Annotated in this window: 8 protein-coding genes; 1 reads left to right on the top strand and 7 read right to left on the bottom strand. The window is 70.6% G+C overall.

The window, feature by feature from the left end; genetic code table 11:
* A partial coding sequence (locus tag E1298_RS36595; protein ID WP_341770678.1) for a L,D-transpeptidase occupies positions 1-1201 on the top strand: 1201 nt, incomplete at its 5' end.
* A 16-nt stretch (positions 1202-1217) separates the two neighbouring features.
* Here the strand turns inward: E1298_RS36595 and murJ are convergent.
* The 7 genes from murJ to E1298_RS36560 all read right to left on the bottom strand — a co-directional run bounded on the left by murJ (position 1218) and on the right by E1298_RS36560 (position 11358).
* Complete coding sequence (gene murJ / locus E1298_RS36590; RefSeq protein ID WP_243726031.1) at positions 1218-3032, bottom strand: murein biosynthesis integral membrane protein MurJ; 1815 nt, start codon at positions 3030-3032, stop codon at positions 1218-1220.
* A 108-nt stretch (positions 3033-3140) separates the two neighbouring features.
* Entirely contained in the window at positions 3141-3992 is an 852-nt protein-coding gene (locus E1298_RS36585; protein ID WP_207945057.1) for a hypothetical protein, read from the bottom strand.
* 110 nt (positions 3993-4102) lie between these two features.
* Complete coding sequence (locus tag E1298_RS36580) at positions 4103-5461, bottom strand: FtsX-like permease family protein (RefSeq protein ID WP_131901605.1); 1359 nt, start codon at positions 5459-5461, stop codon at positions 4103-4105.
* A 2-nt stretch (positions 5462-5463) separates the two neighbouring features.
* The gene (locus tag E1298_RS36575) at positions 5464-6261 is read right to left on the bottom strand and encodes an ABC transporter ATP-binding protein (protein WP_131901603.1); all 798 of its coding nucleotides are present in this window, start codon (positions 6259-6261) and stop codon (positions 5464-5466) included.
* 134 nt (positions 6262-6395) lie between these two features.
* Complete coding sequence (locus E1298_RS36570) at positions 6396-7739, bottom strand: MFS transporter (RefSeq protein WP_207945056.1); 1344 nt, start codon at positions 7737-7739, stop codon at positions 6396-6398.
* A 257-nt stretch (positions 7740-7996) separates the two neighbouring features.
* Positions 7997-8413 (bottom strand): hypothetical protein, encoded by a 417-nt coding sequence (locus E1298_RS36565; RefSeq protein WP_131901599.1) that lies wholly within the window; start codon positions 8411-8413, stop codon positions 7997-7999.
* A complete protein-coding gene (locus tag E1298_RS36560; RefSeq protein WP_207945055.1) occupies positions 8410-11358 on the bottom strand; it encodes a golvesin C-terminal-like domain-containing protein in 2949 nt (982 codons plus the stop codon). The genes E1298_RS36565 and E1298_RS36560 overlap by 4 nt, the downstream gene beginning before the upstream one ends.
* Positions 11359-11435: the final 77 nt, after the last annotated feature.

Raw genomic sequence — 11435 nt, 5'->3', positions numbered from 1 at the left:
GGGGACGGCCGCCGTCCTGGCCGCGACGGCCTGCACGGCGGGGGCGGGGGGCGATACGGGCCGGGCGCCGCGGGCCGCCGGGATGCCGGAGTCCGGCGCCCGGAGCGAGCCGGCCGCCATCGCGATCGCGCCCGCGGGCGGGTCCCGCGACGTCCGTCCCGACCGGGCGGTGGTCGTCACCGCCGCGCGAGGCGCCCTCCGGCGCGTCACCGTCCGCGCCGACGGCACGTCCGCCCCGGTCGAAGGGCGCCTCGCGCGCGACCACCGCTCGTGGCGGACGCGCTGGGCGCTGCGTCCCGGCACCGCCTACACCGTGACCGCCGCCGGGTCGGACGACAGCGGCGGGCGCACCGCCGCCACGTCCCGGTTCACCACGCTCCGCCCGTCCGCGACCTTCCGGATCAGCGACGTCACGCCGCGTCCCGGGGAGGTCGTCGGCGTCGGCATGCCGCTGATCGTCACGTTCGACCGGGCGGTCGCCCGCCGCGCCGCCGTCGAGCGCACCCTTGAGGTGCGCTCCTCCAGGAGCGTCACGGGCGCCTGGCACTGGATCTCGCCGCAGCAGGTCGTGTTCCGTCCCCGGCGCTACTGGCCCGCGCACGGACGCGTCACCCTGGTCGCGCACACGACGGGCGTCCGGGCGGCGCCGGGCGTGTACGGGACGTCCGGGAACGTGACGGCGTTCCACATCGGCCCCGCGCGCATCAGCACGGTCGACGTCCGGCGGCACCGCATGACCGTCCGGGTCGACGGGCGAGCCGTCCGCGGCGCCGGGATCAGCGCGGGCAAGGGCGGGCGCCGCGCGTACACGACCACGAGCGGCGTCCACCTCACGATGGGCAAGGGCGACCCGATCGTGATGACGTCGCAGTGGATGGGCGTCACCGACAAGAAGGACCCGCGCTACTACAAGCTGAAGGTCCGGCACGCGGTGCAGATCTCCAGCAGCGGCGAGTACGTCCACTCCGCGCCGTGGTCGGTGAAGTCGCAGGGCCGCGAGAACGTCAGCCACGGCTGCGTGAACGCGCCGCCGCAGTTCGCGAGCTGGTACTACGCCGGTTCCCTGCGCGGCGACGTCGTCACCGTCACCGGGACCGACCGGGCCCTGGAGTGGACCAACGGCTGGGGCTACTGGCAGCTGCCCTGGTCGCGCTGGAAGGCGGGCAGCGCCCTGGGCCGCCCGCTCACGACCCGCCCCTGACCCGGTCTGCGGGCGCTCAGAGGCGGCGGAGCCGCGCGCGGGCCATCCCCGTGAAGTAGCCGAGTTCCGCCACGCGCATCAGCCGGGCCGTGCCCAGGTACAGCGCTCCCCCGCCGAGCCCGCCCACCAGGACGGCCAGGACGTCCGGGAGCCGCTCCCCCGGCATGCGGGCGAAGCCCCACACCACCGCCGCCGCGAACGCCAGGGCGGGCAGGGCCGCGACGTGCAGGCGCGTGACCGTGCGCAGGATCCGGCGGCCGTCCATGCCGCCGAGCCGCCTGCGCAGCACCAGCGACGCGCCCGCCGCCCCGACGATGTAGAACAGCCCGTAGGCCACCGGCAGGCCGATCACGACCTGCCGGGCCGGGACGAACAAGGGCAGCGCCAGCGCCGTGGCGGCCTGCGCGATCCCGGCCGGGACGGCGATCAGGCCGGGCGTGCGGGTGTCGCCGAGGGCGTAGAACACGCGCATCAGCAGCTGATGGAGGGTGAACGGCAGGACCATCACGGCGAACACCATGAGCACGACGCCGATGCGGCGCGCCCCGTCCGGCGTCATGCTGCCGTAGGCGAAGAGCGCGACCGAGCCCGGGATCGCGAACACCAGCATCCCGAGCGACAGCGGGACGAGCAGCGCGCACGCCAGCCGCAGCCCGCGCGAGAAGTCGTCGCGCACCAGGTCGCGGCGCCCGCCCGCGACGTGCGCGCTCATCCGGGGCAGCAGCGCCGTGATCACCGAGACCGCGATGATCGCGTACGGGAGCTGGAAGACGACGAGGGCGAACTTGTAGACCGCCAGGCCGCTGCCCGTCACCGGATGGCCCGCCGCCCGCGACGCGCGCTCGCCCGCGCGCGTCGCGACGTTCGCGGTCACGAGGACGCCGCCCTGCGCGACGACGATGTACAGCAGCATCCACGCCGCGGTCCGCACCGCCTCGCCGAACCCGGAGCCGCGCAGGTCGAGCCGGGGCCGCCAGCGGAACCCGGCGGACCACAGCGTCCATGCCAGCAGGACGCCCTGCGCCGCCGTCCCGAACGCGGAGCCGAGGCCGAGCAGCGCCAGCTGGCCGTCGGTGACGGTCCCGGGGGTCCGGCCCCGTCCGGCGACCCACAGGAACGCCAGGGCGGCGGCCATCGTGATGAGGTTGTTGGCGACCGGCGCCCACATCGGCGCGCCGAACCGGTGCCGGACGTTCAGCATCGTGCTCGCCAGCCCGCTGACGCCGATGAAGAAGATCTGCGGGAGCAGCAGCCGGGTGAGCAGGACGGCGACCTCCCGCTGCCGTCCGGTGTACCCGCCCGCGTACAGGGAGATCAGCTGGTCGGCGGCCAGCACCGCGGCCGCCGTCAGCACGGCGAGCGCGAGCAGCACCACGCTGAGCAGCCGCTGCTCGGTCGCCGTCCCCCCGTCGGCGTCCCGCATCCGCCGCTTCACCAGGAACGGGACGAACACGCTCGCCAGCAGCCCGCCGAGCAGCAGCTCGTAGACGGTGTAGGGGATCATCTCGGCGGCCTGGTAGGCGTCCCCGAGCAGCGCGGTGCCGAGCGCGGCGCCGATCACCACCGTGCGCAGGAACCCGGTCAGCCGGGAGAACGCCGTCCCGACCGCCATGACGGCGCTGGAGTGCGCGACGCCCGGCGGCGCGGCCTGCGCGGCGGTGCCGATCTCGACGCCCTCCGAGCCCGGCCGGACGGCGGGGCCGGGGTCGGCGACGTCACCCGGGTCGCGGACGGCGACCAGCCCCGGTTCCGGCTCGCCGGGCGGCTCGGCCCGCTCCGCCGCCTCGATGATCCCCGGCATGAGGATCCGGCGCTGCTCGCGCTCCTTCATCGGCACCACCCCCGGTGGGTCTCGAAGGCGCAGTATGCCGTGACGGCGGCGGCCCTTCCCCCGGCCGAACGGCCGGGACCCGCCCGGACGCCTCGGGCGGGCGGCCGATCAGGCAGTGGCGAAGCGGATCGCCGACACGCCGATCACGACCACGGCCGCCGCCCCGTAGGCCGCCGACACGACCGCGACGACCCGGACGCGGCGCGCCTCGGAGAACCGGGTGAACGTCAGCAGCCACGCCAGCGCGGGCAGGACGAGGATCGCGTGCATGGTCACCGCGTGCGCCGGCTTCAGCGCCCCGGCGACGTGGTACGCGGCCTGCTGGTGCCCGGTCTGGACCTCGGCCACCCCCCGGGCGATCATCGCCGCGCCCGACAGGAGCGCCCCGCACAGGGCCACGAACCCGGCCCGCACGGCGAGCCGCATGCTGAGCGCGACGTCCGGAGCGGCACCCGGCGCGCCGTCCCGGAAGGCCGCGACGGTCAGGGTCACCAGGACGACGATGAGGACGCCGCCGCCGACGGCGAGCATCCGCGAGATCGTCGTGTCGAGCGCGGTCTCCATGTTGAAGTGGGACGGGACGCGCCGCCACGCCTGCACGGTGATCAGCGCGACCTCCAGGACGCAGTCGGCCGCGAACACGCCGAGGAGCACGTTCCGGGCGCGGTCGCCGAGCGCGACGAACGAGCTCACCCAGGCGATCGTGATCAGCGTCAGCCCGAACGACAGCCCGAACGTCACGGCCTTGCGCCACGACACCGGGCCCTCCCACGGCCCGCCGTCCACCGCGAACACCGCCAGATGGAACAGGCCGGAGGCCATCAGGACGGCCCCGACCGCGTACGAGGCCCGCTCGACGCGGCGTCCGCCCGTCCAGAACGCCCGGAGCCCGCCGGCGACCTCGCGCGCCACGGCCGCCTGGGGCGCCGCGCCGCGCGAGGTGTCCACCGATCCGCTCATCGCCACCTCCTGAGTGAGTACTCACCCAGAGTATCCCTCTACACGACGTGCGGCGAGTTGTCGTTATGAGCGGCCTCATAACGACAACTCGCCGCACGTGGGCGGAGGGGTCACGCCTGGACGGCCTCGATCGCGGGGGTCCGGACGGCGCGGCGGGTCGCGCTGTAGGCCGTCGCGCCGGTGAGGACGGCGGCGAGCGCGACGACGGCGAGGTAGGTCCACACGCTGCCGTCCGGGGTGGCCGAGTCCATCCGGGCGATGCCGAACGGGACGATCGTGAAGGCGGAGGCGACCGTCCCGCAGACCACACCGGTGACGGTCAGCACCACCGACTCCAGCGCCACCGCGGCGAGCACCTGCCCGGGGGTCGCGCCGGCGAGCCGCGTCTGGCCGAACTCCCGCCGCCGGTGCGCGGTCGCCGCGACCAGCGTGTTCACCAGCATGATCGCGGTGAACAGCACCACCATGCCGATGACCACCAGGTTGAGCGTCTCGATGTTCTTCTGCTCGTTGTCCTTGATCAGCCCGGCCGCGTCCATCGCGGCGTTCTCGGTGGCCTGGAGGAACAGCGTGCCGACCGCGGTGCCGGTGAACAGGATGATCGGCGTGACCGCGGCGGCCATGGCGCCCGTCCGGCGCCGCATGGTGGTGATCGCGAGATCGCCGGTCACCCCGCCCAGCGCGCGCAACGGCCCGGCCAGCAGGGACGTCACCCGGCGCATGATCGCCGGGGCCAGCAGCGCCAGCCCGATGGCGGCGAGGATGTCGGCCTGCCCTGCCGTGGCCATCGCGTCGGTGCCCTTGTCGCGCATCACCGTGGCGGTCACGACCGCCAGGTCCAGCGCCAGCAGGAGGAACAGCCCGGCGAACACGATCCGCTTCTTGCTCATCTTCACCGTGTCCGTCGCGGCGGCCATCAGCGACTCGGCCACCCGGACGCGGGTGGCGCGGCGCGCGGTGATCAGCGCGGCGGCGGTCGCGGAGACGAACGTGATCCCGAGCCCCATCGCCACCGCGATCGGCCCGAAGGAGTAGGACACGTTCGCCGGGACCTGGTCGGTGCCGTGCAGCATCCCGAGCAGCCCCCGTCCCACCAGGACGGCGGGCGGGATCGCCAGCAGCGCCGCGACCACGGCCAGGCCAGCCGCCTCGCCGACGATCATCCGGCCGAGCTGGGCCGGGGTCGCGCCGACGCTCTTCAGCAGCGCCATCTCCGCGGCCCGCTGCCGGACCGACAGCGTCAGGGTCGAGGTGACGGCGAAGACCACCAGCAGCATCCCCCAGCCGCCGACCACGGACGCCATCGTGACGAGGGTCTCCTCCGCCGTCCCGTTCACGTGGTCGCCGCCGGCCGTGTCGAGCATGGACGCGAACGCCATCAGGATCGTCGCGCCGAGGAACATGGACAGGAAGCTCGCGACGAACGCGCCCGTCCGCTTGCGCAGTGAACGAAATGCCAGCCCGATCATCGTCACACCCCCGTCATGGCGCGCTGCCGCTCGACCTCTTCGGCCAGGTGGGTCATCCGCTCGGCGACGGCCTCGGCGGTCGGTGCCGGCTGGTGGCCGACGATCCGCCCGTCGGCCAGGAACAGCACCGAGTCGGCGTAGGACGCGGCGACCGGGTCGTGGGTGACCATCACCACCGTCTGCCCGAACATCCGCACGGCCTCCTGGAGCAGCGTCAGGACGTCCCGGGCGCTGCGGGTGTCGAGGGAGCCGGTCGGCTCGTCCCCGAAGAGGACCCGGGGCTCGGCGACCAGCGCCCGCGCAATCGCGACCCGCTGCTGCTGCCCGCCGGACAGCTCCGAGGGCAGGTGGTCCAGCCGGTCGCCGAGGCCGACCCGCTCCAGCACGCCCCGGGCCCGTCCCCGGTCGACCTTGCGGCCCGCCAGCTTCAGCGGCAGCGTCACGTTCTGCAGGACGGTCAGCGTCGGCAGCAGGTTGAACTGCTGGAACACGAACCCGATCCGCTGCCGCCGGAACTTCGTCAGCGCGGCCTCGCTCTCCCCGGCCAGCTCGGCGCCGTCCACGAAAACGCGGCCCTGGGTCGGACGGTCCAGCCCCGCCGCGCACTGCAGCAGCGTGCTCTTGCCGGACCCGGACGGCCCCATCACCGCGGTGAACGATCCCGCCGGAAGCGTCAGGGACACCCCGTCCAGCGCGACGACCTGGTTGCCCTCGGCGCCGTAGACCCTGCGGACGCCCTCCAGCCGAAGCGCCTCGCCCCGGGCCTCCCCTGCCGGGGGCACCGCCTTGTGTCCGAACATCGTCTCGACCTCTCCCGCCCGGCGCCCCCTTGCGGAGCGCCTCTGGGAACGAAGCTACGGACGGCGACGGCCCCGGAGGATGGGTCCAGCACGCCGGTCGGGGTAGGCAAAACCCCACCTTCGTCCGGCGTGCGTCACGTGGGACGCTCGCGCAGCGCCTGGGCCGGGATCCCCAGGAGCAGGATGACGCCGCCGAGCGCGACCACGCCGGCGCTGATCTGGAGCCCGAGGTCGAGGCTCCCGGTGGTGGTCTTGATCCAGCCGAGCATCGCCGGGCTCGTGGCCGCCGCGAACGAGCCCATCGTGGTCACCATGGCGATGCCGCCGGCCGCCGCCGGGCCGGACAGGTAGATCGACGGGATGGAGTAGAAGACCGTCAGCCCGGAGTAGTGCGCGGCGGTCATCACCGCGAGCAGCACGATCACCACGTACGCGCTCCCGGTGGCGAAGGAGAGCGCGACCAGGCAGCAGGCGGCGACGAACTCCGCCCCGGCGGCAGGCCATCGGCGCTCCAGCGTGCGGTCGGAATGGCGGCCGACGACCAGCATCACCGCCATGCCGAGGATCGGCGGGATCGCCGCGAGCAGCCCGATGTCCAGAACGTCGCCGACACCCGCGGTCTTGATGATCGTCGGCGTCCAGAACGAGACCGCGTTGGCGAGCGTGTACGCGCCGCAGGAGACCAGCCCCAGCACGTAGACGCGGGGGTCGCGCAGCGCGCGCAGCACGCTCCCGTGCCGCTCGGCACCGCCCTTGTGCTCCTGGTCGGCCGCGAGGTCGGCGATGACGGCGCGCTTCTCCTCCGCCGAGAGCCAGCCCGCCTCCGCGGGCCGGTCCGGGAAGAGGAAGAACACCGCCAGGCCGAGCAGCACGGGCGGGATGCCCTCCAGCACGAACAGCCACTGCCAGTCGTGCAGCCCCAGCACGCCGCCGAAGCTGTGCATGATCCAGCCGGACAGCGGCGGGCCGATGATCCCCGACAGCGGGACGCCGAGGAAGAACAGCGCGGTCATCCGCGTCCGGCGGGCCGAGGGGAACCACTGCGCGAGGTAGAACAGCGCGCCGGGGAAGAACCCGGCCTCCGCGACGCCGAGCATGAACCGGGCCATGGAGAACAGCACGGGAGTGGTCGCGAGCGAGGTCAGGATGGTGACCACGCCCCACGACACCATGATCCTCAGCAGCGTCTTCCGCGCGCCGATCCGGGCCAGCAGCATGTTGCTCGGGACCTCGAACATGATGAAGCCGACGAAGAACAGCCCGACGGCCAGCCCGTAGACCTGGGCGCTGAACCCGAGGTCCTTCTCCATCCTGACCTGCGCGATACCGATGTTGGTGCGGTCGATGAAGCTGACCACGTAGCACAGCAGCAGCAGCGGCATCACGCGGAAGGCGATCTTCCGGTACAGGTCGTCGCGGGCGGGGTCTTCGGCGCTTCCGAGGGCGGCTTGGGCCTTGCGCGGGGAGGACGGGGTCACGCTTGCGCTCCAGGATCTGTCGAGCGGGCACGGCCGATGACCGAAGAGTCTCATCCCGCCTGTTGTATTTGTCAACAGACGACCCGCACTCCACCACCTACTGGACGGCACCAAAGCAACCTTCTGTTGATGACATCAACAGAAAGCATCTGAGGGGCGCTGGTCGCGATCGGCGGCAGCGCGGCCGCGCATCCGTTCGCCTCGAACTCGGCACGACCGCCGGTTCCCCGTCACATGGACGCAGCCGATCGCCGCCGTCAAGGGCAGTCGATCTCCTTGCGGCTCACCGCGGGACGAGGTCGCGCCTGCGGCTCCACAGAGAACCGAAAGCATTTGCTGACCTCGCCCCCCACCGGAACCCACCCCCAGACGACGCTGTAGTGCACGGTGACTTGGACTCGATCGCCCGGCCTGGCCGCAGGCACATAGCCGATGACGATGCCGCCGGCGACCGAGTCGCGAGCCTCCTTGGCGGTGAGCACGCCGTCGACGGCCTTGTCACGGAGTTGCACTTCGGTCCAGCCGGCCGCTTTGCGCACGCTCTGCCCTGCCTTCCGGTTGCCGTTGGCGCGCAGGTAGTAGGGGAGCGCGAGAAGAAGACCGACCAGCACGACGAGCACAACGCAGAACACGATCAAGCAGCCATCGAAGGCGCGCAGCCCAGTGCGGGTCATGGCTCCCGGGATCCGATCGCCGGCAGGGACGCGGTGACCAGCCCAGCGTAACCAGCGGTGCCACCCTTGTTGGGATGAAATGATTCGCGGCTCAAACAAAGGGTGGCGTTAGTGATGCAAACGACTGTCGGCCGGTCGCCCTTGTGGAAGTCGCCATCGCCGTTGGGACCGTCGACGAACTTGTTGATCCACTCATCGTCGTCACAACCGCCGTGGCCGATGAAGGCGCCCATGGCGTCGATGTAGGTGGTCTTCTTGTCCCCCAACGCCGTGACCATTTGCTTCTGCGCACCACTGCCGTAGCGAACCAGATCGTCCAGCGCCTCGGCTTCCGGCATGCCGATGTACCACGAACCTGTGCATTTCTTTGTGCGGCTGAGCAGCTCGGGATAGCCGACGAGAACGATCTGGGCATTCTTTGCTTTGTCTCGGATGGTCTTCAACGTGTCACGGGTGTTGCTGATGCCCTCATCGATGTTCGGCTTGTACTTGGACATCAGACCATCGGAGCAGTCGCCGGGCGTCACACAATCTATCAGCGCGTTGGTGAACGTGCCACGATCGTTGCCTCCGATCGTCAGGGTCACCAGGGTGGTGTCGTCGTTCAGCACCCCGGAATCCACCTGATTCACTTCGCGGAACTGTCCCTCGCCCGTCTCGTATTCGCTCGGGAAGCCCCATGATCGGGGTGTCCATGCCGTGACGTTATGGTTCTGCGCCCCCGAGCATGCCACGAAACCCAGCTCCACCACGGGGCTCCAGTCGTCGGCCAGCGCACCGAGCGGGGATTTCGTCTCGGACAAGGTCATCTTGCGCGGCCAGGCGTTCACGCTGCGGCGGCATGCGTTCCAGCGGGGCGCGCCATGGTTGGCGTCCGATTCGGGGTAGTAGTCTCCCGCCCCTTCACCGGCGGAGTACGAGTCCCCAAGAGCCGCGACGATGTGCCGGGGTTTGCCGGGGAGCTTCTGGAACGCGATCGCGTCGTAGGCGACGTCTTCCTCGGCGAAACCGTCTCTGGTCTGGTTCGACAACCGAACCTGCGGAGTACCGGTGAAGTTGTAGACGCCCAGAGACACCCAGGCGTTCTTCCTTCTGCCCTGGCTGAGATACCGAGTCGGGCTCCCACCCCAGCCGTTCCCAACGTTGATCTCGTACTTGGCTTGCTGGGTGTGTGCGCCGTGGTCGGGTAGATGAACCATCACCCGCGCCCAGCCGTTGATCTGCTGCCCGAGGGTCCAAGTGCCGGTGAAGGCCAGCTTGCGGCGGTCGTCGGGCTTGCGGGTGTGACCGAACCAGAAGTGCCCGCCATAGCCACCGCCCAGCTGATGCAGATCGATCTTGCCGGGATAGGTGCCGGGCTGGGCCGAGTCCTCGGTGAAGCGGAATTCGAAACCGCCGGCACTGCCCGCGCCGCCGCATTGGGGCGTCGAGGTACCACTCGGAACGTCATCGATCACCAGAGCACCGGCGGGGAGTCCGGCGCCCTTGTTGCACTGCGAGGGAAAGTGGGTGCCGTCGGGCTGCTCGGGATAGGTGTTCTCGAACCGGTTGATCGGATTCCCGCAGGTGGATGCGCAGTCGTCGCCCTTCCACTTGGCGGGCTGGTTGTAGTAGCAGTGCAGGTCGTACTTTCCGTTGGCGGGATTCTTGTGAGCGCATGGCCCGGCGGGTTGCCCGATGACTTCAGGGTCATCGGGCAAGTGTTTCGCGCCGGGCTCGCACTGGTTCGAGGAGTCACAGAAGGTTCTCAGGGGCGGGGTGGCCCGATCACGGTTCGTCTCGTCGGTCCACCAGGCGGGCCGGAAGCCCGGTCCGTCAGGGGTGTCGATGGAGTAGGAGGCGAATCCGATGATCTTCTCTGGGTAGGGCCAGTTCTGGGGTTTGGCCGCATCGGCCCAGTTGTTGTGGAACAGGAAGGGATTGCGGTCCGCGGGATAGCGCGGGTTGATGGGATTGTTGAACCAGCCCAAACCCCATGCACCGTTGTTCTTCGAGGCGTCGGCCTTGGGGTAGAACCCCGAGTTGTAAGCCCATGTCGCATAGAACCAGTTCTCGATTCGGGTCGGGTCTGCGTTGTGGAGCCTCATCCCAGCGTTATAGGTCTGCAGCCACTTGTCCTGCACCAGTTGCAGCCCGGCCGCGATGCTGGTGGCATAGTCCATCCCGACGGCCTTCTGCGCGTTGTACGGCAGGATCGCCTCGTCCTTCTTAGGATGCTCAGGCTTGCGCATCCCATCGGTCATCTGCGAGATCCCGTACCCGCAGTCCGCGTCGTCCCAGTGGATCACCCAGTCCTTGATCTCACCGGTCTTCTCATCAAGCTTCAGCCCGTAGACGTTGCCGGTCAGCGGGTTGCCGTACTCTCCTGACAGCGCGTGCCGGGACGCCTGCCACAGATTGGATTCCTGGGCCAGGATGCCGAGGAACACCTGAGGCGGTACACCCACATCGTCCCGTTTCGGGAACAGCCCTTGGGGTGAGTACGCAGGTAGGCCGAATCCCTTGAAGCCTGCTGGCCGAGTGACGTTCTTCAATGCTCCCAGCACCGCCATGTCGACGGCCCACTCCACTTGCCGGGGCGTCGGCTGGTAGGCCATCGCCTTGACGTCGTTGCGGGATACCGAGCACCAACTGTCGGTGTCGACCGGGTTCGTGGCAGAGCCTCCGGTCAGTTCCTGCACTCGCTCGCCGCCTTCCCTGACGCCGGGGACGGTCACCGGAGCGCGGCCCTGCTCGATCTTCGCCGAAGGGCGTGCCTGCGGGTCCACGGTGAACGTCGCGGGCTTGCCCGTCGTGGTGGCAGTCGCCTTGATGGTGACTCGCTGGGCATCGGCTGGGTCTTGCTGCGGGGAACGAATGCCGGCGAACGGGTTCTGCCGGGAGGCTATCGCGGTGAGTGCCAATTCGCCCTTGGTGGAGACCTCCGCCTGCGCCGGCGAGTTCAACCGGACCACGTCTTCGGGCAGCGCCGCGACGTGAGCGGGCCGGCCGGTAAGGAAGACTCGGCCACCAGTGCCCCGGC

The organism is Actinomadura rubrisoli (assembly GCF_004349215.1).
GTDB lineage: Bacteria > Actinomycetota > Actinomycetes > Streptosporangiales > Streptosporangiaceae > Spirillospora > Spirillospora rubrisoli.
The sequence above is the reverse complement of the archived record's forward strand: the minus strand, read 5'-3'. Positions and strand labels throughout refer to the sequence as shown.

Coding starts and splice junctions, on each gene's coding strand:
- E1298_RS36585 (WP_207945057.1), bottom strand. CDS start 3,992: ATGAGCGGATCGGTGGACACCTCGCGCGGCGCGGCGCCCCAGGCGGCC.
- E1298_RS36565 (WP_131901599.1), bottom strand. CDS start 8,413: ATGACCCGCACTGGGCTGCGCGCCTTCGATGGCTGCTTGATCGTGTTC.
- murJ (WP_243726031.1), bottom strand. CDS start 3,032: ATGAAGGAGCGCGAGCAGCGCCGGATCCTCATGCCGGGGATCATCGAG.
- E1298_RS36575 (WP_131901603.1), bottom strand. CDS start 6,261: ATGTTCGGACACAAGGCGGTGCCCCCGGCAGGGGAGGCCCGGGGCGAG.
- E1298_RS36580 (WP_131901605.1), bottom strand. CDS start 5,461: ATGATCGGGCTGGCATTTCGTTCACTGCGCAAGCGGACGGGCGCGTTC.